At 35.8% G+C, this 21,611-nt stretch carries 26 protein-coding genes; 18 read left to right on the forward strand and 8 right to left on the reverse strand.

All coding sequences use genetic code 11. The features are described from left to right. The first annotated feature begins 11 nt into the window (after nt 1-11). The 12 genes from ACZZZC_RS10780 (at nt 12) to ACZZZC_RS10835 (ending at nt 10,557) form a co-directional block, all read left to right on the forward strand. On the forward strand, nt 12-476 hold the full coding sequence (locus ACZZZC_RS10780) for a hypothetical protein (protein WP_463487178.1): 465 nt from the start codon (nt 12-14) through the stop codon (nt 474-476). Between the two features lie 8 nt (nt 477-484). Then, entirely contained in the window at nt 485-1,627 is a 1,143-nt protein-coding gene (locus ACZZZC_RS10785) for a VanW family protein (protein WP_463487179.1), read from the forward strand. Nucleotides 1,628-1,691: 64 nt separating this feature from the next. Next, nucleotides 1,692-2,540: a hypothetical protein gene (locus tag ACZZZC_RS10790; protein WP_463487180.1), complete on the forward strand. Its 849-nt coding sequence runs from the start codon at nt 1,692-1,694 to the stop codon at nt 2,538-2,540. Nucleotides 2,541-2,758: 218 nt separating this feature from the next. Next, nucleotides 2,759-3,742, forward strand: a complete 984-nt coding sequence (locus tag ACZZZC_RS10795) for a hypothetical protein (RefSeq protein WP_463487181.1) — start codon at nt 2,759-2,761, stop codon at nt 3,740-3,742. Between the two features lie 10 nt (nt 3,743-3,752). Next, nucleotides 3,753-5,408 carry a hypothetical protein gene (locus ACZZZC_RS10800; protein WP_463487182.1) on the forward strand — a complete coding sequence of 552 codons (1,656 nt, stop codon included), beginning with the start codon at nt 3,753-3,755 and terminating at the stop codon, nt 5,406-5,408. A gap of 312 nt (nt 5,409-5,720) precedes the next feature. Continuing rightward, on the forward strand, nt 5,721-6,203 hold the full coding sequence (locus ACZZZC_RS10805; RefSeq protein WP_463487183.1) for a hypothetical protein: 483 nt from the start codon (nt 5,721-5,723) through the stop codon (nt 6,201-6,203). Next, complete coding sequence (locus tag ACZZZC_RS10810; protein ID WP_463487184.1) at nt 6,200-6,733, forward strand: hypothetical protein; 534 nt, start codon at nt 6,200-6,202, stop codon at nt 6,731-6,733. The genes ACZZZC_RS10805 and ACZZZC_RS10810 overlap by 4 nt, the downstream gene beginning before the upstream one ends. A 32-nt stretch (nt 6,734-6,765) precedes the next feature. Further along, nucleotides 6,766-7,053: a hypothetical protein gene (locus tag ACZZZC_RS10815; RefSeq protein WP_463487185.1), complete on the forward strand. Its 288-nt coding sequence runs from the start codon at nt 6,766-6,768 to the stop codon at nt 7,051-7,053. Nucleotides 7,054-7,063: 10 nt separating this feature from the next. Further along, on the forward strand, nt 7,064-7,816 hold the full coding sequence (locus tag ACZZZC_RS10820; protein ID WP_463487186.1) for a hypothetical protein: 753 nt from the start codon (nt 7,064-7,066) through the stop codon (nt 7,814-7,816). Between the two features lie 160 nt (nt 7,817-7,976). Beyond that, nucleotides 7,977-8,690 carry a hypothetical protein gene (locus tag ACZZZC_RS10825; RefSeq protein ID WP_463487187.1) on the forward strand — a complete coding sequence of 238 codons (714 nt, stop codon included), beginning with the start codon at nt 7,977-7,979 and terminating at the stop codon, nt 8,688-8,690. Then, nucleotides 8,684-9,805 (forward strand): outer membrane protein assembly factor BamB family protein, encoded by a 1,122-nt coding sequence (locus tag ACZZZC_RS10830; protein WP_463487188.1) that lies wholly within the window; start codon nt 8,684-8,686, stop codon nt 9,803-9,805. Before ACZZZC_RS10825 ends, ACZZZC_RS10830 begins: the two co-directional genes overlap by 7 nt. A gap of 41 nt (nt 9,806-9,846) precedes the next feature. Further along, complete coding sequence (locus ACZZZC_RS10835) at nt 9,847-10,557, forward strand: hypothetical protein (RefSeq protein WP_463487189.1); 711 nt, start codon at nt 9,847-9,849, stop codon at nt 10,555-10,557. A 100-nt stretch (nt 10,558-10,657) separates the two neighbouring features. Here ACZZZC_RS10835 and ACZZZC_RS10840 read toward each other — a convergent pair whose 3' ends face one another. Next, nucleotides 10,658-10,888: a hypothetical protein gene (locus ACZZZC_RS10840; protein ID WP_463485965.1), complete on the reverse strand. Its 231-nt coding sequence runs from the start codon at nt 10,886-10,888 to the stop codon at nt 10,658-10,660. A 198-nt stretch (nt 10,889-11,086) separates the two neighbouring features. On the opposite strand from ACZZZC_RS10840, the gene ACZZZC_RS10845 reads away from it, so the two are divergent. Further along, complete coding sequence (locus ACZZZC_RS10845) at nt 11,087-11,272, forward strand: hypothetical protein (protein WP_463485966.1); 186 nt, start codon at nt 11,087-11,089, stop codon at nt 11,270-11,272. A 45-nt stretch (nt 11,273-11,317) separates the two neighbouring features. On the opposite strand, the gene ACZZZC_RS10850 is transcribed toward ACZZZC_RS10845, so the two are convergent. Together ACZZZC_RS10850 and ACZZZC_RS10855 are read right to left on the reverse strand one after the other, a co-directional pair. Then, entirely contained in the window at nt 11,318-11,491 is a 174-nt protein-coding gene (locus ACZZZC_RS10850; protein WP_463485967.1) for a hypothetical protein, read from the reverse strand. 239 nt (nt 11,492-11,730) lie between these two features. Continuing rightward, entirely contained in the window at nt 11,731-12,963 is a 1,233-nt protein-coding gene (locus tag ACZZZC_RS10855; protein ID WP_463487190.1) for a PQQ-dependent sugar dehydrogenase, read from the reverse strand. 292 nt (nt 12,964-13,255) lie between these two features. Between ACZZZC_RS10855 and ACZZZC_RS10860 the strand changes: the two genes are divergently transcribed. Then, the gene (locus ACZZZC_RS10860; RefSeq protein WP_265800575.1) at nt 13,256-13,717 is read left to right on the forward strand and encodes a PA2169 family four-helix-bundle protein; all 462 of its coding nucleotides are present in this window, start codon (nt 13,256-13,258) and stop codon (nt 13,715-13,717) included. A gap of 78 nt (nt 13,718-13,795) precedes the next feature. Here ACZZZC_RS10860 and ACZZZC_RS10865 read toward each other — a convergent pair whose 3' ends face one another. From ACZZZC_RS10865 to ACZZZC_RS10875, 3 genes are all read right to left on the reverse strand, one after another. Further along, nucleotides 13,796-15,454, reverse strand: coding sequence for a carboxylesterase/lipase family protein (locus ACZZZC_RS10865; protein ID WP_463487191.1), 1,659 nt, complete (start codon nt 15,452-15,454; stop codon nt 13,796-13,798). Nucleotides 15,455-15,531: 77 nt separating this feature from the next. Continuing rightward, entirely contained in the window at nt 15,532-17,361 is a 1,830-nt protein-coding gene (locus tag ACZZZC_RS10870) for a tetratricopeptide repeat-containing sensor histidine kinase (RefSeq protein ID WP_463487192.1), read from the reverse strand. Between the two features lie 6 nt (nt 17,362-17,367). After that, a complete protein-coding gene (locus ACZZZC_RS10875) occupies nt 17,368-17,664 on the reverse strand; it encodes a hypothetical protein (protein ID WP_463487193.1) in 297 nt (98 codons plus the stop codon). Between the two features lie 629 nt (nt 17,665-18,293). On the opposite strand from ACZZZC_RS10875, the gene ACZZZC_RS10880 reads away from it, so the two are divergent. Further along, nucleotides 18,294-19,016 (forward strand): LytR/AlgR family response regulator transcription factor, encoded by a 723-nt coding sequence (locus ACZZZC_RS10880; protein ID WP_463487194.1) that lies wholly within the window; start codon nt 18,294-18,296, stop codon nt 19,014-19,016. A 191-nt stretch (nt 19,017-19,207) separates the two neighbouring features. Further along, the gene (locus ACZZZC_RS10885) at nt 19,208-19,576 is read left to right on the forward strand and encodes a response regulator transcription factor (RefSeq protein WP_463485975.1); all 369 of its coding nucleotides are present in this window, start codon (nt 19,208-19,210) and stop codon (nt 19,574-19,576) included. 34 nt (nt 19,577-19,610) lie between these two features. On the opposite strand, the gene ACZZZC_RS10890 is transcribed toward ACZZZC_RS10885, so the two are convergent. Beyond that, nucleotides 19,611-20,129, reverse strand: a complete 519-nt coding sequence (locus ACZZZC_RS10890) for an RNA polymerase sigma factor (RefSeq protein ID WP_056850180.1) — start codon at nt 20,127-20,129, stop codon at nt 19,611-19,613. Between the two features lie 243 nt (nt 20,130-20,372). Next, nucleotides 20,373-20,573 (reverse strand): hypothetical protein, encoded by a 201-nt coding sequence (locus ACZZZC_RS10895; RefSeq protein ID WP_265800564.1) that lies wholly within the window; start codon nt 20,571-20,573, stop codon nt 20,373-20,375. Nucleotides 20,574-20,639: 66 nt separating this feature from the next. Between ACZZZC_RS10895 and ACZZZC_RS10900 the strand changes: the two genes are divergently transcribed. Next, nucleotides 20,640-21,134 carry a DoxX family protein gene (locus ACZZZC_RS10900; protein WP_463487195.1) on the forward strand — a complete coding sequence of 165 codons (495 nt, stop codon included), beginning with the start codon at nt 20,640-20,642 and terminating at the stop codon, nt 21,132-21,134. A 54-nt stretch (nt 21,135-21,188) separates the two neighbouring features. Beyond that, nucleotides 21,189-21,605: a DUF805 domain-containing protein gene (locus tag ACZZZC_RS10905; protein WP_463485977.1), complete on the forward strand. Its 417-nt coding sequence runs from the start codon at nt 21,189-21,191 to the stop codon at nt 21,603-21,605. The last annotated feature ends 6 nt before the right edge of the window (nt 21,606-21,611 follow it).

The following is a 21,611-nucleotide window of genomic DNA, read 5'->3' on the forward strand; positions in this document are numbered from 1 at the left end:
ATGCAAATAAAATGAAATTAAGGATGTTAAATTGGAAATTATATCTATTGATTGTTGCGGCAGTCGTAATTACTTCGTGTAAAGAAAGAAAGAAATCAGAGCAAAAGCCTGTTATAGATACTATAGAAAATAGGCCGAGAGCAAAGGAGAAAGAAGCTGCAAATTCGAAGAAAGATTTGAGTCGCATCAAAAAACAATCTTTTGCGATTAGTTGTGGTTCTGGTTGTGCAATGACTTATAATGTAAAAGATATCAATCAACTTAATGCAACATCAATTAGGGTGGTATTTGACGTTGATACCTATATTGATGAGGAGCAGACTGAAAATTTAGTAGAGACCTACACTTTCGACTATAACAGTGAACATAACATAGAAAAAATTACCCGTGGGGGTGAAAATGAAAATGTTTTGGATAACCTAATTGGTGGTGCACAACAAACTTTCAAAGAGTTTGCGGCAGAACTAATTAAATAAAACTGGTAATGAAAGCGTTTAAAATTCTGCTCATATCTTATGCAACCTTCCTATTTCTTTTGCTGGGATTGTTTTCTTGGCTAATTGCACCAGAATATTTCGCATGCGAGAAAACAATGTTTGAAGGTGAGCAAGGGTTAACCATTTTTGGAGATCAGGTTAGCTGCTCAGGTGAAAATCAAGACGTTGGTGAAGCTATTTTTCAGGCATCGTTGCTCGTTTTAATTATTGGGTTTTTACTTCTAATTGTTGGTTGGTACTTCTATTCAAAGGGGAAAAAGAAAATGCTGATTAGCAAATCTTCTCCTACAAAACAAAGAAAATTACTAAGTCAAAGGCACCCATATTTGTATTTTTTGGCAATCTGGACAAGGCGAATAAAACGCCGGCTGGAATGGAGTTTCGATGGCAAAAAATATGCGAAGACGAAAACTGAAGATAAATTGCAATTCAGGATCAAAAAGCATCAATCGGTATTGCTCAAAAAGCTAGGTGAAAATAATGAGCAGTTGCAACTGAACAAAATTACCAACCTCAAAATTGCTGCTTCGCAAATCAACGGTATTGTTATTAAACCTGGCGAAACATTTTCTTTTTGCAAGCTGGTGGGTTTACCTACAAAAAGTAAAGGGTATTTACCAGGAATGGAACTTTCATTTGGTGAAGCAAAAGCAGGCATTGGCGGTGGAATTTGCCAGATTTCCAACCTAATCCACTGGTTGGTTATCCATAGTCCGCTTACGGTTACAGAGCGCCGCCATCATTCTTTCGACCCATTTCCAGATGATGGGAGAGTTCTACCTTTTGGCAGCGGAGCCACAGTTTTCTACAATTATATAGATTACCAGTTTACCAACGACACAGAACATATTTTTCAAATTAACTTATGGTTTAGCGATAAGTGTTTGGAGGGCGAGTTACGCATGAATTCCGAATTAAACTATGCTTATCATGTCGTGGAAAAAGAACATCAATTTTTGAAAATCGACGGTCAATTCTACCGGAAAAATGAAATTTGGAGAGATAAACTGATGAAGTTTGAGGGCGGTAAAATTGTTGAAACAGAATTGATAATGAAAAATTTTGCCCGTGTTACTTATGAACCAGAAAGCTATGAGGAAGTGGAGGATTATGAGGAAGCCTCTCATTGAATTTGCGCAAATACAAGAAAGGACTTGTGATAAATAAATCTAGATACCTCAAAAAACAAAAAAAATGGCAACAGATGGAGTAAAAATTATTAATAGTGATTTGGCCGAAGACCTATATGCTCACTTCATGGATAGTTTTCAAAAAGGCAGGAATGTTAGCCAATTGAACAAGCAATTTTTGGATAGCAAAGCTGAGTTTTCTGAGAACACGAAAGAGTATGAAATTTGTGTTACCGTTTATGGATTGGCTTTTTGGGAGATTGGCGCTTTAACAGAAATTATGCTCCAAGAAGTAGAAACGGTAATCAACCAAAAAAATACGGTTAATTATTGGGCAAAAGAAGTTGGAAAAGAAACTGCGGAAGCAAGACAAAAAGAACTAGATGAGTTGCTTGAAAAAATAAGTAAGCCCAATCTTAATCCAATTAAAAGAGTAAAAAAGCAGCCGAAACCCAATCTGTTCAATATCGGCGACGTGTTATCGTTTCAGTACCCTGACAGAAATTATGGAACAGCTTTTATAGTAGATATTTATAAAATGTCTGGCTTTAGTCTTTACTCCATTTGCCGAACCTGTGATATAACAGTACATAAGCCAAACATGCAAGATTTTATGCAGAGTACATTTTATGCATCAGGAACACCAACAGTGGATGATTTAGGTGCAATGACCACCAAACTATCTGTTTGGGTAAACCAAGCTGAAAGAAACGAGTTGGAAAAATTTTTCGACTGTTTCAGTAAGATTGGAAAAATTGATTTTACATTACCATGTGGGCAACCAATCATCACCAATGATTATCAAAAATTTTGTGATAATTCGATTTACGAATCACAAATTGCCTACTCAAATAGCTTGGGCAGAGCTGTAGATCAGTTCAAAACAGTCGAATATGCAAAGGTGCTTGAGTAAACAGCTACCCAATCCCGATTTTTTCTTCTCAATCGGGGCATGCTCCAAAAATTTAACTTCAACCTATCAAAGTTTGCGCATAGATTGCTTCGTTGCCAATAGCTGGCGACGCTAATTCAACCTATTTCTCAACGAATTATAAGCCAAACCCAGCGAATTATAATTGGCGAAGATTCTTTTTCAGCTAAATGGTATGTTTATATAAAACATCGCATTTTATGAAGACAAAAATATTTCTGTGGGCAGTTTTATTATTTTCGGGTTTGATCAGCAAACTTAGTGCACAAGATTTTTATCCAACAAATCTGACGGCTATCATTTATACCAATGACAAAAATGTAATTAAGATCAATGATAACTACATTAACCACAAAGGCTTTTTATGGCAAAATGATAGCACATATGCTAAAAAAGATTTGTCTGGAGTGATACAAGTTACTTCAATAAACAATAATAAATTTTTAGAAGTTCAGGTAAATTATTACCTCACAAATAAAAATTTGGACCGCTTTATAAAACGTGCCGCGAACAGTGGCCTAGATAAAACTGGTGTAGATAAATTCGAAAAAACCTATAAAGGAATTTATTATAAAATTGAGGTTAAAAGAGCAGTTTCTTTCGAAAATAAAACATACAATTTAATCAGTTTTACACAGCGTAATGAGTTAGATTCTGCAAAACTAGATAAAAATCAAGAGCCTAGAAAAAGGTTTGAATATGTTGAGAGTTATCCATTCCAGAACACCGTATGGTATTTAGACACCAAAAAAACTGAGGTTAAGAATAAAAATGAAGATATAAGCAAGTACGTAATCTCACTTACAGAAAATAAAACTACTGATGTTAAACTCGAGTTTCTGGATGATTTTAATATGAAACTAACCTATGGGCCTCCTCAGAAAAGACAGTATCTATTGGGTACTTATCATTTTTATAGAAACTCGATTGGTCATGGCCTTTACGAAAACAAAGTTCGGTTTGAAATGGCACCTGCAGTTCAAAAACCAACCAAACCTGGTTATAAAGTGCCTGAGTTAGTAGGTATGGTCGAAAGTGCTCCAAAAAATACAACAAATTATTTTAGATATTGGCTTAGTTCCTTTGATTATGAAGTTAAGTGGGGGACAGGGAGCAGCTTTAACCTGACTAGAGAAGTGGATAATAACACGCCAGTATATGCTGTTCCCACTCCTAAAAACTAACAAATTGGTGATGAACTTAGTCTTAAAATATTTCAGCGGATTAATGTTGCTACTCTCGCTTTCAACAATGGCTTTTGCTAGCGAATGTTATAACAATGGTACCAGCCCCACCTTTAAAATTTTGAAAAAATGTGATGGTATTTACTATCAGTTTACGCAAAAAGATCAAAATGGATTCAGCTATGTGAAACAGCAAAATGTGCTGCTAAAAGGGATTGATGCCTTAACATACAAGGCTACGGGCGAAGATGAACAAACGATAATGTTTGGCGATAAAAATGGTTTTTATATTCTTCCGAAGAGAGAACAATACGATAAAAACACATCGGTTTATTTTAAAATTCTTGGTGCAAACCCTAATCAGAAACATATAAATGGCAGGCTATTTTTATTAAACGGAAAATGGACTTACCTGGACGCATGGGAAAAGAGCATCACTAAAATTGTGTTAAACGAGTTACCGCAAAACATCACTAACATTAAAAGTTATGCCTATGGTTTTTATGTTAAAAGCGATAAAAATGTTTTTGTAGTCAGTGTTGATCAAGTCTCGTCGCCAAAATACAAGGTGGCTATTGTTCCTGATTTAAACCCTGCAACAACAGTTTATTATGCTTTTAACCCATTAAATAACGAGGATTTTCTTGCTGATGGGAGCCATCTTTATTCGATCAGGAGAGAGGGATCTGCTGATAACCTAACGCCTCAAATGCTGGCTTTGGGACTGAAAACCGATATGAATAAACTTACAATTGTCGATACTAATTTGCCATCGTGGTATTTAAATGGTCAACTGCTAAAAAAACGAGAAGGTACATCAACCACAGGTAGAGATCCAGTATCAGGTGAGGAAATCGATATCGATTACAGTTTTTCTTCAGGCAAAATTTTGCAGCCACTTTATGGTAAGAGTAATTACACGCTCTTTCGTGGTAAAATATATCCTATTTGGGATGATAATTTTAGTCAGCCTTATGAGGTGAAAACTAATGCGAAAAGCTTAAAAGCAATTGAAGAGAAACTATTTCGAGGGGATGATTTTTATTATATCGAAGGGGATGATGATTTCAAAATCATTAGTACCAATATCTCATCCGATGCAAAATTTTTTTCAAGTATTGGAAGCTACCTTAATTATTTGCCAAAAGCTTTAGTTGATGGTAAATACATCTATTTTATTGGCGACAGGTTTAATATCCACATGGAAAATAAAAAGGCGCTAACCAGTAAAATTGTAAAGCAGTTGGGAATGTTTTATTTGTTTAACCACTCGCTATATGATGGAGAAAAATTGTATCCGATTACCGCTGATGAGGAAACCTTGAGTTATTTAGGTTCGTTTGTCGAAGTTATAAATGAGTGCGCTGACAGTATGCCCAATTCACCATCGGTTAAGGTTAACTATCATAATTTTTTTAAAGATGCCAATCATGTTTATTATTTCGACAATGAGAAACATCACTTGCAAATTATACAGACTGCCGATGTAGAAAATACAAAAATAGATGACTACGAAACCCTCCAGTCACTTTATAAAATTAAGGATGTGAAAGGTTCGGTTAAAAAAAAAGTTAGCGAACCTTTGAACTATTATTTAATTGCTACCTGCGTGATGTTAGTGTTAGGAATTGGAGTTTATATCTTTAAAAGAAGAGATACTCATTAGGATGAATAGAAACAGCATATTTCACCTGCTAAAACGCATTCTTATTCCGATCATAACTTTCGGAATTTTGTTTGTTTTTATTTTGATTTTAAATCCAACTCTGTTCGATGTAAGCCCCAGACATAAACATGAACTTGTGCCTGCCAATCCAAGTCTAATACTCAATTTATTGGCATTTTTTTATGGTCTTTATTTGGCAGTAGAGATGGTTTTGCTTTTCGAGAAAAAAAAGAAAACATTGGCAGTTTGCAATTTCTGCATCTTGGTGTTATTCGCAATTTCATCATTAATGTTCCTTAATTTTTAACCAAAATGAAAAACAGAAAATGGTTTTTAATTGCTTCTGGGATAACCTTGTTAGTTAGCCTTTGCGTTATTTTTCCAATAGAAAAAAAGAGTGAGTTTATTTCAGATCTGGTTTACACCTTTATAACATTAGGTCTTGCAATGCTTCTAGGCATGTACGGCTTAATGGGAAAAAAAATCCTCGGTGGATTATTAATTCTTCTAATGAGCGTAATCATCAGTTTTATTAGTTGGTATATAGTTTTTTACAATGATTTTTGGGGGATAATACCTGCTATTTATGGGGGCATTCCATCAGGCATAGTTGCTGGGTTACTTTTTCTAATTACAGATGCTAATTTTTTAGCTGATGATAATAAATATAAACGCTTTATTAAACGACTTTCAACCTATTCGGTTCTTCTAATTATCATTTCCGTACTATTTGCAAAAGGTGGCGACTGGATTTTCGAGATTTCAGAATATTTTAAAAACAAAGCAGGGCGATGAAAAAACTAATTTACATAGCTTTCTTTTTAATTATTTGTACATCAAAGGTTTTCGCTCAAAAAACAGATAGCACAAAAATAAAATTGGTGGCTAATTATTACAAACTAAATAAAGTACAAAAGGAAGTCGCTCAATTTTATTTAATGTCGTTAAGGTTTTCGTTAACAGGGTTATATAGAAATTACAGAGCCAGGCCACAACTGGTTAGCATTGGCAAAGATGGCGAATTGTACAGTTTTGAGCGATACAAAACCCTTTATGATGATGCGAAAGAATACCAAGAAGATTTCAGTATCAACCTGTTTTATATGGAAAATGTACGCACAAATAAAAAGGGCGAAATTTTACTTGCTTACACTTTGTTAGAACCCCATTGGGATGATGCCCCAGAAGTTAAAAGTTATATCGGTAGAATTGATTTTGGTATTGAAAACAATGATTTTGAAGATTTAAGACAAATACATCGCCCGCAAAAAGTGAAAAAGCTGGGTAAAACATTTATCTTCTTCTATTGTAATAATTATGATTAGGAAAGACCAACGTAGAGAAAATTTTAAATGATATGAGGAGCTCTAAAGTCTTGCCTGTATCAATCGCAATATTACAGCTGCTAAGTTTGACGCATTTATATTACAGTTATAAGTACGGCAGCAGTCAATTTCCGGTAGCATTTATCGAGCTCAATATTTTGGGCTTGATTAATTTGCCTATATTAATTATGGCTTTGATTTATGCCAATAAGTCGAAGCAGAAATCGACAATATGGTTAATACCAGCAACGCTGGCTTTTATTGTGGTTTTGCTGCTTACTATTTGTTATATTGTAATGCTAGCAGATAAATACGATTAATCGAGATCCAATGCATAAAAAGATCATTGCAACATTAGCGGTTTCCTTGCTCTGTTTTATTGTAGCCGTTGTTCTGATGTTTTCCACCAGCGGTAAATATTATAAAACTTTCAGTCCGGATAGGCAGTATTCTGTTTATGCCTCCAAATACTTTTACGAACGTTTTTTATTCAAGATGCCTGGCGACTCTGGCGATGCTTCAGGCAAGGTTTACTTATACGATGAGATAAAACATCAGGTAATTAACAGTGCATCTGTAGCTATCATGTGGACGATCACCGATATCCAGTGGGAGGAAGATAAAGCCTATTTTGTTGGCGAAGACGCTCCGACCATATCAAATCCCTGGCTTTTGCCACGTGCCATAAAAATGCCTTACACCAAAACTGAAGAGCAGGATACCATAAAAACAGTGAAGGAATATAGTTCATTTGATAAAATACAGTCTATCACCATTCTTAAATCCATCAGTTCTTGCTGGAAACCATTAAGTTATCAAGCATTCGATGATACGGGTAATAAGATCTCCAGCTGGACAAAGCGTTATTTTCAATCACCAAATAGCACTTGCGATTTTACGCCGTATTTTATGCATGCTTTAGAATTTGACAAAGGGGCATTGGTTAAAGAGTATTCGTACAATGCGGCATGCGATGATTGCGAAACCTTTCCCTGTGGCACAGAAAGTACTTGGGATCATGATGGAAAAGTGATTGCAAAAAAGGTTTACAAAGGTTGTGAGATATTTAAAAGCAAACCTTAACCAGTTCTTTTCAGTTCATGCATCGATGCATTAGTTTCTTTCCGAAAAACAGTAAAAAGCCAGCGAATTATCATTTAACTCCAGCGAATTCACATCAGCTAAAATACTTTAATGCTGAAACTTTATTTTTAGAGTTATATTGAACTTAGCGACTAAAAAAATGCAATCAGTTCCTGGAAGAAAATCGAAATCAAAAAAAATATTGAAAATTGTTGGCCTATCTATCATAGGTCTAGTTGTTATCATTATTGGGATAGAATATATGTACAAAGACAGTTTAGAAAGTCCGATGTATAAGGTACAGCAATATTTAACCTATAGCAAAGAAGATTGGGCTAATTACGAAAATATGAAGCGTATGCAGGCCGAAGCAAATACGAGGCCGGATATGGTAGATGTGTTGATAGAGGCACCTCAAAGTCCTGTAGATACAACGATGTGGACGAATGCCATCAAAAATAAGGATTTCATTCCTGAGAGTGTATTGGAGGATATCAATAGATATAAAAAGCGAGATTTCTCTAAGCTCAAAATTGCCGAGGATAAACCAAGCGACGACGACGCACAACAGGCAATTGTTAGAAATTATCAGAATGAAGTGACAAGCTTGCTCTCAAAATATAAAGCCCATATAAAAATTGGTGTCTGTTATGCTGGCCCTTTACAAAAACTGGATGGAGATACAGAAATAGCCAGGGTAACCGCAATGGTTTCGGCATTCAATAAAGAGCAAGGAAACCTGGGTAATATTCAGGCGCCTTTAAATGTAATTTATGATTTTGTAAAGTATCAATCAGACCCTGCAACCTGGCACCTGGCCGATTTTAGCCAGAGCATTCCATATGATTATGTATTAAATAAAGACCCATGGTAAGATTTTCAATCCTTTCTTTGCTGATTCTGTCACTGCTTTCTTGCACTAAAAAAGAGCAGGATCAAGCCAAGAAAACACTGTATTTAACCATCAGCGCAAATGATGTATATGCATTTAACTTGGCAGAGAAAAAGTTATTGTGGCATGTTGAAGCCTTTAATAAGGCAGAAAATGATGAGGTTAACTTTTTTACCGTTGATGAAAAACATTTGACCAAAGCTTATATCGACGGCTCAATTATACAATACGATAAAAAAACGGGCAATAAGGTGTGGGAAATAAAGGATACTGATGGGCCGGACGCAAAGCTCTATAATTTTGATTTCAATGAGGTAGCATTCCGATTGTTTTACCAATACCCATTAGTGGTAAACGGCAATCTTATTTTTGCCAACAGCCACGGTGAAATAAAATCGATAAACATAGCCATTAAAAAAGTGAACTGGATTTATTACAATCCCAACATCATCTATTCGAGCCCTAAAGTGGTAAAAAACCTGGTAATGGTCAGCTTAAACGGAAGTATGATTGCGATTGATATCAAAACCGGCAAAAAAGTTTCCTCCGTTAACTATGATGACAACGAACCTGTTACCAACGAAATGGTGATCGATGGCGGTAATATTTTTACACTTAGTCAGAACAATTTGTTATCATCCTTTTCACCTGAATATAATTCTATTTGGGATTATAAAGCGGATAATACCTCGCAAAGTTCTACCCACAACATGCTTATAACAGACAAAGCCGTGTATTTTGGCGGCTCCACTTTATTTGCCGTAGATAAAGAAAAAGGGGAGTTGCTTTGGAAAACCGAATTGTATAAAGATGACAATGCATTGCTTAGTGTAGCCAAATGTGATGATGGCGTGATGGTGAGCACCCGAAAAGAGTTATTAAAGTTAGATGACGATGGTAAAATTATAGCTCGTAAAAAACTGGCTAGCGAAGCCTATGGCATCCTTTATCTTGCCAATAACAACTATTATTATGTTTGCCAAAACGGTGTAATGTATAGCATTGATGCAGGCTTGCAGCATGAAGCGGTTTTTTACAAAGGCATTAATATAGATCCCGAACACAGGGTGGATAATACCTATATGTTTGCAGAATAATAGGCTGCAGAAATTCTAAGAGCCTAATTCAATTACAACAGATGAAAAACTATATTTTGATAATTGCCTTACATCTACTTACCTCTTGCAATGCCCAGGAGGGGCCTAAACTTACTCCAACCGAAAAAAAGGAACTTCAGGACTTTTTTGGCATAAAAGAAAATGTGAAGGAAGTAAGTACTAGCATAGATGCATTAACAACCCTGGGTAAAAGACAATTTACTACAACTACAACGTTTTACAAAAACGGAGCGCCAAAGGAAACCAAAATGTACGAACATGGTAAATTGAAAAGCACTGAACCTTGGCGGGCGAGCGAAAAAAACGACGACAAAGGGTGGGAATTCATTGAGAAATTTGATGATAAGAAACGCGTAATAAAAACGATTAAATACAATTCTGGAAAGATTGTTTCTGAAATTGACTTTAAATATGATGCCTCAGGAAATAAAGTTGAAGAATTTGATAAAGTCAGTAATGTCAAAAAGAAATTTAAGTATAATAGTTTCCATAAAAGAGCCGAGGAAGTAGAATATCAGCAGCACGGCGAGTGGTACTCGAGAAAAAAATACAACTACGATGCGAAAAAGAACAACGTAGAAACTTTGGTTTACTACTATCCTGAAGAAAAGGTGCCCAATGGCAGACTAGTTTATCAATATGACAAAAATGGCGACATGATTAAATGTGTCACCTACGATAAAAGCAATGTAGTTATTGAAACTAAAATTCGAAAAATATCATATTACTAAGAGAATATCAGGGCAGGTTAGGATGAGTCAATTTAAAATTACTTGTTACCTGTGATATAATATATCCCCAAAAACATATTCGAATTTGGGGATATAAAATCTATGCAGCATGTACTACTTCGAAGCCACCGTACATGGCCATCTCTGCAGAATGCTTAACGGTTAATCTTAGTTTCATTTTTTCTATCAATTCTTTAGCTGCGGTAATACTTCTGTAAACATCGTTATTGCCTCGTATTTCTATCCCTCTGCTCAATAACTTAAACTTACTTGGCTGAAATTTTTCAATAAACTGTTGAAGATCGTTTGGTGGAGTAGTTGTCTTTTGCATATTATTCGTTTTTAGATAACAGTTAAAGGACTTACCTTAACTTTTGTTTGATCGATTTTTTCAACATCATCGGGTTTTTAACATTTTGGTAAGGATGTGCTTGATTACCTGTGATTTATTTAATTATATTTTTTCGATTTTAATTTTTGAAAACCTTATTCTTCTAGACACTGTTGTTTTGTTAAAAATCTATTTGTTATGAATACGGATCCAAAAGACAAAATTCAGAATGATGATCAGGATGATCAGCATAAGGAAACAGGCTATAAGCAAGAAACAAATGAAGACAACGATGTTCAGGAGGGGCTAACAGGCGAGACGGATGAGGATGAAGATGTAGCTGGAGATTTAGCTGGTAATGCCGCCGGAAACCCTGAAGACTAAATTTAATCTTCCACTATTTACAACTTTAGTAGTAAGATAATAAAGTTAGCTATGGCTATCGGTGCCCTGGCTAGCTTTATTAATCAGGCTCCAGGCAAATAGCGTCCAAATACAAATTACTGTACTAATTCCCAACTCAAAATCTGAAATCTTTTGTGAAACGAATACTGCAGCAGCAGATATCAGAGAAGAAAACAGGAAAAATAGGAAATTTTTCATAATGATCTGATTTAGTTGCTGTTAATTATCGTGAATATAGCAAATTGACTTTTCTTTCCCAAATATTTAATAATATATTTTATTAGTAGCCAATTATTTAGATACATTTTAGGCCGTTTTTGAGAATTTTCACTGTTGTATCTCAATTTTATTTAAAATCCAAAGCTTTAGTGCCAAAAAAAAGGTGCACCAGAATATTTCTAACGCACCGACTCAATAAGTTTTCGTAATTTTTGTTATTAAGATTTATCTATGCGATACAATCTTCCACCGTCAGTTATTGCATATAAGCTATTATCGCTTCCTTGCGTAATATCCCTAAACCTTTGATTCTCGCTCGCCAGCAATCGCTCTTCGCCAATTACCCTATTATTTTCGATGACCAGACGGACGATATGTGTACCGCTTAGGGCAGCAATAAATAAATTATTCTGCCATTCAACAATTCTATTGCCGGTATAAAAAACCATACCGCTTGGAGAAATAACTGGATCCCAATAATAGGTGGGTTGTTCCAGGCCATTTTGCTGTTGTATGGCACCGCCAATAGCGGCTCCGCTATATTCTATTCCATAAGTAACTGTTGGCCAGCCGTAATTTCGTCCAGCTTGCAACCTATTGATTTCATCACCACCACGCGGGCCATGTTCGCTTTGCCAAATTTCTCCAGTAGTCGGATGAAGGGCCAACCCTTGAGGATTTCTGTGTCCAATGCTGTACAGCTCTGGTAATGCTGCACTATTAGAAAATATCGGGTTTCCAGATGCAGGTTGTCCACTGGTATTAATACGGATAATTTTACCAAGTCCTGCAGTTACAGACTGTGCAAGTGGTCTTGTTGCCAGGTCTGACCGTTCACCCGTGCTTACAATCAAATTCCCTGTTCTATCGAAAAGGATTCTGCCGCCATAATGAAGAGTTCCGTTATAGGCTGGCCCAACTCGATAAATTACTGTTGCGTTTTCGATTGACTGTTCATTTTGTGCCAATCTTCCTTTTGCAACCGATGTTTGTGTGCCGCCGGTAACATTTTCTGAAAATACCCAGTATACCATTCTGTTGCTGGCAAATTGAGGATCGATACATAACCCAAGCAATCCACCTTGCCCAGCTGGATTAACTGCTGGTATACCAGTGATAGGTCCGCTGAGCGTACCAGTTATGGTTGAAATGCGCATCGTTCCGGCTTTTTGAGTGATTAACAATCTTCCGTCAGGAAGTGCTGCTATTCCCCAAGGTGCATTTAGTCCTGTACTAATGGCCGTACCTTGAAACGCAACTGTTGTCCGCACAGCTTTTACTCTGGTTTGGCCTGCAAAAGCAGGAGAGTAGCTGGTATTTGGAGCAGCAGTTTCAACACCCGGCCCATCGATAATACCAGGATCCACTTCTTCGAAATCTTCATTTTTCGAGCAACTAGCTAAGATCAATAGGGAAAATCCTATAAAAATGGAGTTGATTGTAAATCTCATAAGTATATATTTAGTTTGCTATTATGATTAACAGAGCAATAACTAATTGGTTTGCAAATATTTAAAAACTCCAATAGCCAGTATGTATAGAAAGCTATTTTCACAAAAAAAAGATCAGGCTGGGGAAGTCTAACCTTTACCTTGTTTATGTGATTTTATAGATAAAATTTCACATGAGTAGATATTCTACATTCCCTGTCTTAAAATTATGGAAGTATTTTTCAATTAATAAAACATTAAATGAACGACGTTGTTGTAAATCCATCTACCAATTATAGAATCATAATTTACTATGGAAAATCAAGAAAAAACAGTTGAGGTATTAAATGACCTTATTCAAATTAACAACGACAGAGCAGATGGTTTTGATAAAGCATCGAAAGATTTAAGCGATGAGAACATCGATTTAAAGGCGACTTTTGAGAAACTTTCTTCAGACAGTAGAGACAACGTGACCGAACTTGCAGGTCTTGTGGGTAGGAATAACGAAGATCCAGATACTGGAAACACGATCTTAGGTACATTGCACAGAGCTTGGATCGATATCAAAGCAAGTTTTGGTGGTGATGATCGCCATAGCATTTTAGCAGAATGCGAAAGAGGTGAAGATGCAATCAAAAAAGCTTACAGAGATGCACTTCAAGAAAACGAGTTGGGCGAAAATGTAAGAACTGTTTTGTTAAAGCAACAAGATGGGATTAATATTAGCCACGATGCGATTAAAGCATTAAGAGATGCACATAAAGCATTATAAAATTTAACCTGAAAGCCCGCTGAAAAATCTTCAGCGGGCTTTTTTTTTGTCATCTTTTTTGGATGAAGGTCTCTAATTTTACTCAGCGAACTTGATTCGCTGTAATAACAAAAATCTATTTCTTGTGGTGTCGCGTTCTATTTCTACTTTACTTGGCAAGCCAATTCGAAGATATTGTTGTTTTGCCCCTGCTGTTTGTTGCGGCCAATTCACAAGCGTTACATCTTCGCTCCCTATATTTGGATTACTGTTGTGGATAAAATTTGAAAAATAAGCCTGCATTTGTTCTGAGACCTGATAGTCTGCCGACTTCCATGCATAATTTTTCTGTACTTCTAAATTCCCTAAAGCATACTCAATTTCAGCTGCGTGAAAAGCAGAACCTGTAATAGCTCTATTAATCATTTTCTTAAGCAGCACCTGAAAAACGTTGCCATCTTTAATGGTTTTTGGTGTTAAACCAGGGTGGGGTTGGTCAAATAAATAACGATAAACAGGTGCTGTGCTTTTTGCATGAAGTTCTGCCAATCGCCAGGTGCCAAAATTAATAAGCCAATCGCTACCTACTTTTGCACCTGCTATTTTTGCCTCCTTCTTTGTTTTTACTGGATAATATTTTAGTACCTCAGCTGCATCTTCTCCGTAAATTTTTCGCACTCTCTTATAAAAGTTTTCTGGTGTAGCCCTTTTTAACCTGTAAAAAGCCAGGGAAGGTACTTCATCAGCATTCCAGCCAACAAGTAACGGAACTTTAGCTTGTTCACCAGCTTCAAAAACCTCCGTTGGGAATTTTGGTAAAAAGTAGCCATCAACCGTTGGCTTAAAGCGCCGTGGATCTCCTTTAGATGCAAGCTTGAGCAAAGTTTTTTCATCAATGGATCTCATTTCTTCAATGGAAGTGCTTTTGGTAAAAGTGGCAAAGTCAGTTCCCAGTTTTTCTGATGCTTGTTTTGATCTGATTAATCTTCTCGAATCGAGTAAAGAACTGCTTTGTGCGATGGCCGCAGAAAATAATCCTTTAGATAACGGCGAGGCCATATGAGCGCTTATAGATTGAGCGCCAACAGATTCGCCACCAATAGTGATGCGATTTGGATCTCCACCAAAAGCACTAATATTTTCCTTTATCCACTTCAATGCAGCAACCTGATCTAACAAACCATAATTACCCGATGCGCCAAATTGATTCTCTTTACCCAAATCAGGATGCGCTAAAAAGCCAAAAACACTTAATCGGTAATTGATGGAGATATAAATAATACCCTTTTTCGCCATGCTTTCGCCATCATAAGCGGGTTGAGATCCATCTCCATGAATAAATGAGCCGCCATGAATAAACACATAAACCGGATGTGGCTTATCGTCGCGTTTTGCAGTCGACCAGATATTGAGATAAAGGCAATCCTCACTCATGGTTTCTGATCGAAACTCATACAAAATACCAGATTTTTGAACTGGACGAGCACTGAAATCTGTCGCTTTGCGTATGCCAGACCAGTGGGCTAGCCGTTGAGGTGCTTTCCAACGTAATGGCCCAAGCGGTGGCGCAGCATAAGGCACACCTTTAAAAACAAATACATCGTTTTCAATTCTGCCTTGTAATTTTCCTTCATTAACAGTTACATAGGCAACAGATGAAGGTGAAGACTGCGCAAAAGATTTATTTAACGTAGTGAAGAAAATGAGAAGGACGATACTTACTTTAAGTATGTAATTAGGCTTGATGGGGATATTCATTTGTATCACAAAGATAGATAAACTCACCATCAGCAATAGCGTAGAAACGCAACAATCTTATTATCAATTTGTAATCATTATCCATCTAAACTTAATCTGCCTCGCAACTCTTGCTCTTCGAAAACCGGTAGGCATAAAACGGCAATTGCACCTTTTGAATCTGCTCCAGATTGCAGCGTAAAGCTTGCACAGTCATTATATTGTTTATTAATCATTTTGATTCTCTCTTTTATAGATGCCAGTCCTAGTGATTGTTCTTTTATATCCGCAAATCTCGAAGGTTTTTCTTTGTAATTCAATCCTACTCCATTATCGGCTACCGTAATGCAAATCCCGTTTTCAATCTTTTTAATGTTTACAGATAAATGGCCATCTTTTTTATCACTTTGTATCAACCCATGTAAAATAGCATTCTCTATTAAAGGCTGAATAAGCATAGGCGGGAGGTAAGTTGTTTTTAACTGAATACTCTCATTTACTTCAAAAGCATAAGTAAACGCACCAGCATATCTCATGGCTTCCAATTCGGTATATAACATTAAGGCTTTCCATTCCTTATCTGCCGTGACTAAGCTTTTGGTTGAATTTTCCAATATCAATCTGCTTAATGCAGCGAATTTTTGAATTAGGCGGGAAGCTGTTCTTTTATCATTTTCCATGATATAAGACTCTATGGAATTTAATACGTTGAAAATAAAATGCGGGTTCATTTGCGAACGAATTGATTTAAGTTCACTCTCTGAAAGTTGGTATTGGTGCATTAAATTAAGCGCATTTTGTTCGGCTTGTTTTTGTTGTAAGGTGTTTTTATACCTCAACTGCCTAATGCGGTAAATGCTGAAAATAAAAATTATAATAGCAATTGATGCAATTAATAGAATGATAAAATTTCGTTCTTTTTGGCTGGTTTTTACGTTCGCAAGTACCAATTTTTGCTTATTTATAAATAAACTGTCTTGCTTCTGGCGTAGCTCGTATTTTGCACCCATTTCAGCAATGGCGTTACCAATACTTTCGGTATTGATTTTATCCTTCGTGATATTTTCTAAATTTTTGAAGTAATATGCCTTATCGAATCGTTGTTGTTGGCCATAGACGTAAGCAAAATTGTGGTATAAAACAGCTTTGTTTGCATCGGTAATGTAAGGTGATAGATATTTTTCTGCCTTTCTTAAATTTTCAATACTCTCATCAAATTTATTCTGTTGCATTAGGCAATCGCCAATATTTGCGTAGGCAGCATATAGGCCAATACTATCTTTAACCAATGCTAAGCCTTTAATGGCTTGCTTGTAATTGGCTAAAGCACTACTATAATTCTTTTTTAAAGAATAAATATCAGCAGTAAATAGTAACGCCGTGTTTTTGGAGTTGTTGAATTTCGATGGATCTTGAGTTACTTTGTTGAAGTAAAAAAGTGCACTATCGAGTTTGTTTAAGCTTTTGAATGACAGCCCAATATTATTTAAGTTATCAAATAAGTAGGTGCTATCTTTTAGAATTTTGTCATAATAGAGCTGTTTCTTAAAGTAGCTAATTGCAGTCGGATAACGCTTTGCAAAGCTTAATTCGATGTTCCCTAGCCGACTGAATAAAAATGATAAGGCGGGATAATCTTTTTTGCTTTCACAAAATTTAATCGCTTCACCATAATAAAATATGCTCGAATCTATTTTGCTTAGCGATTCATAATTGTTTCCCAAATGCATGTTAATTCTTTCAGAGTAGTTTTTATCTATTCCTTTAAGTGCTTTGGCTTTAAATAAGAGATTAATTGCATCTTGATATTTGCCACTTTGGGTATAAAGCCTTGCAGAATCTACCAATAGCTTGTACTTACTTTGAGAAAACCCCAAGAAATGAATTAATAATAAACTGGCAATTAAATAATATCTCGGGGAAAGCATCGATAGCTAAAGTTTTATCTGATTAGCCTGTTTAAATTCAATCGTAGGGATAGGAGGTGGAGTTGGTTTTGGTTTCACTAGAATTACCTGCTCGCTTATAGGCACACCTTTTAAAAGAAACTTAGTGACAATATTATTCCCCTTGAAGGTGATTCTAATTTCACAATCATTAAAATCTACATCTTTTCCTACTACAAACTGGACTTTTTTTGCCGGATTTAGTTTCTCGAATAGTTTTGGTTTCGCAGTTTTGCCAGCCACTGAAGATTTGCCAATGTTGGCGTTTTTTTTAGGTGCGTTCATCTGAATTTGGGTTAAATTTTTGTAGTAAATTATTGTTTCATATCTCTGCAAGTTTATACTTATAAAACTGTGCAGATTTATTTATACCTAAATTAGGATAATAAATGTAAAAAGGAATGAATGTTCAATCATTAATTCTAGTATTCCAATCATTTTAAATGCCCTTCTATCAGTAGGTTAGTATTGATGCTCCGATAAAGAAGCTAATTATGCGGTGGTAGGATATTATTTCTATGTTTTGTGATTAGGAAATATAGCCCAAGTGAAAAGTGGAATTTAGTTTGCCACTGGCTTAACTACTTTATCAATTACGATTAAACGATTTTCTACATAGGTTTTCATCTAATCTCAAATCTCATACTTTTTGCATTTCATGCTTCCTGCTCGCATACGTAACTCTATTCAATTTTTTTACTCATTTTAAGCCTGTATTCACTCATCCACACTGCGCCTGCAATCATTATCAGAAAATGTGAAGAATAAGGGTTATAAGTTTATAGATGAAAAGCATCTAGCGTATCAATCTCGGTCAGATTTATCCGACTATGTTTAACTACCTTTCTATAAAATTTTGTTTCAAGTTGCTTCCAAAAAATAAATACCCGAAATTTAGTAAAAATGATAAATCGATGTTAAGAGCAGCAATTTTAGACGATGAAATTAGAGGAAGCAAATTGCTTGCACACAAGCTTGATGTTTTTGAAAATGAATTACAGGTGGTTGGCGTATTTAATGATGCTACACTAGCTGTTGATGCTATTGCTAAACTAGAGTTAGATGTGCTCTTTTTGGATGTTGAAATGCCAGGAATGAATGGCTTCCAGGTTTTGGAACGCCTGGGCACATTCAACTTTGAAGTAATTTTTACCACTGCTTATGACAGTTACACTTTGGAGGCACTCCGTTTAAGCGCTGTTGATTATTTAATGAAACCTGTAGATGAGGACGAGTTGAAAACGGCCATTAACAGACTTAAGAAAAGAGTATTCGAAAAAGCTTATAGCAAAGTTATTATACCAGAAAAAAAACCTAAGAATAAACTGGCCTTGCCCACTGCCGAGGGGATTTATTTAATTGATAAAGTAAATATAGTGCGGGTTGAGGCTATGAGTAATTATAGTGTTTTTATACTTGCAGATGCCAAAAAAATTGTGGTCTCGAAAACATTGAAAGAATATGAACCTGTTTTGGATGATGCCCAATTTATGAGGGTAAACCGTTCGGTGATCGTTAATTTAGATTATGTGGTAAAATATCGAAAAGGAGATGGAGGGACACTCGAATTATCAGATGGGGCAGAGATAGAGGTCTCGGTTCAAAAAAAGGAAATGTTGATGCAAAAACTGTTTTAATATTGATCTTCCGCACTGCTAACCACTTTCATTCCATAGAAAACTCTTAGCAAAATAAGATTTACCACCTTGTATCTTTCGATTTTTGTTTACATATGTCAATTTTCTGTTCTATAACTAAAACAATTTTGCATATTGGTGGTTTCACACAGTGAATACGCAATTGCAAACTATTTTTGACTTAGAATTATATGGGTAAGAAAATATGCCTGCTCGAGGATGATCAGGGTATTAAGGAGATTATTGAATTGATTTTAACTGAAGAGAATTATGAAGTTTTTGGATTTTCGAATGTAAAAGAGTTCATGGCCTTTGATGATAAAGGTTCTCAAGATTTATATTTGTTAGATGTAAAACTTCCCGATGGCAATGGAATTGAGGTGTGTGAGATGCTTAAAAAAGATCCGGAAACTAAAAATATTCCCATTATGATGATGAGTGCACATGCTGCGCTTAGCGAAATGAAGAAACAATGTGGGGCGGAAGATTTTATTGCAAAACCATTCGATATATTCGATCTTTTGCAAAGAGTGGGAGGGTTTGTCGGTCAACATAATTAGTCAACCGACAATAAAATTGCTAAGTTAAAGGCTATCAGATGCCATAACTTCCTTTATAATTTTTCAAGTACTTCTTTAGTTCTATACGTGCCTGATGGATGTGGGTCTTCACCGTTCCGATAGGTATCCCTAATTCTTCTGCAATCTCGTGGTATTTATATCCCTCAAAGTAACGTTGGAAAGGAATGCTGTAATTTTGTGGAATACTGGCGAGTGCTTTTTGAATATCACCCATGATGAACTTCCCTTCAGATGCGTTTTTAGAAGCACTTTTTAATAGATGCGCACTCGAAATATCTTCTTCTGTCGTAATTAGCTCGTTCCTTTTCTGGTCTTTTCTGTAATTATTGATAAAAGTATTTCGCATGATTACGTATAGCCAACCTTTAATATTGGTGCCTTCGTCAAAATTATGGCAGAATCTAATGCCCTTCATCAGCGTGTCTTGCACCAGATCTTTGGCTTCATCTTCATCTTTGGTAAAACGTATCGCATGCGAATATAGGGATGTAGCATGCCGATCGGCATTGTGGCTAAATTCTATTTGATCCATATTATAGGGATTTGGTTAAATATCTTTATCAATCACATGATTGATAATTTTCTTTATCAAATATTATAACATGAATGCTAGAACATGGTTTGCAACTTGGTACCAGAAACAGCCGTATTGATATTAATTACGTAATAAATACGGTTAAATTTTGTGGTTAATACAACTGATTCTCTATTTATTGGTTTAAAAGCTGAATTGACGCAAGTAAAAGTAGAAGCAAGGAATGGTAAATACCTAAAATTAACCTGTAGCTGAAAGCTGTTGATGATTATTTTCAATGGCTGTTAAATCGTATCTTTTATATTCGTAAGCTATAGCCGTTTTTCGAAGATCATTTATCTCTGATGATAGAAATATCGACTGGATATTAGTGTTTTCAGAGAGTTGTTTAAGTCTTGCTATAACTTTCTTGTAGTCTTGGTCGTTATTTATTTTGATCATTTGGTGTGTATTGAGTGGCTAATTTCCGGATGATAACAAGACATCAGGACAAAAAGTTTTAGATAAATGTTAATAAACAACAGGCTTATAGCATCAAACTTTTTTATTAATAAGTTTAACTTAGAAACCATTGCGACAGGAGTTTGTTATGGAAAGATGAAAAACAATACTGCTAAAAATATCGCCAGGATCATGTTAGGCACCGGACTGATTATTGCCGGCGTTGGTCATTTAACTTTTGCCAGGAAAGAATTTCAGGCACAAGTACCAGATTGGGTTCCGCTGAAAAAGGATGACACTGTTATTTATTCGGGCTTAGTTGAAATTGCAATGGGAACCGCATTGGTTTTTGCTCCAGTAAAATACAGAAGTACAGTTGGCCTTTTAGCAGCATCATTGTTTGTTGCCGTTTTTCCCGGGAATGTTTCTCAATACTTAAACAAACGTGATGGTTTTGGTTTGGATACTGATCAAAAACGGTTGATGCGATTATTTTTTCAACCTGTACTTATTTTTTGGGCAATAAAAAGTACAAAACAAAAGCGGTTAGCGGCTTTGTAATGTCGATGAATATTTTTATTTTCAATCTTACTTTGAAAATAAAACTCACGCTCCATGTTTAAAGACATTTTCTCTTTTTACGGTCGAATTCGCCGTACCGAATACTGCATTACTTTTCTTGCCTATTGGCTGTGTCTTTTTATCATTAGCGCTCTGGCTGAAAGCCCAGGAATGGAATGGGCAGGTATATTTGTTCTTTTGCCGGTTTTTATTTTAATCTCGCAGGGAGCGAAAAGATGTCATGATTTAGGCAATTCTGGTTGGTATTTGCTTATCCCATTTTATATTTTCGTAATGCTGTTTAGTGCTGGTGATTACGGCGCTAATGAATACGGCGACAACCCCAAAGGTGAAGGCAATGAACCCAATGTAGATCCTTTTGGTTATGATGTTAAAACAGGAACTTTTGCCGAACAGCAAACCACTCCAGATCCATTTCTTTCGAAAAGTGAAGATTCATTTACCAGCTAAAGGCGA

This window comes from Pedobacter sp. AC212, from assembly GCF_979258625.1.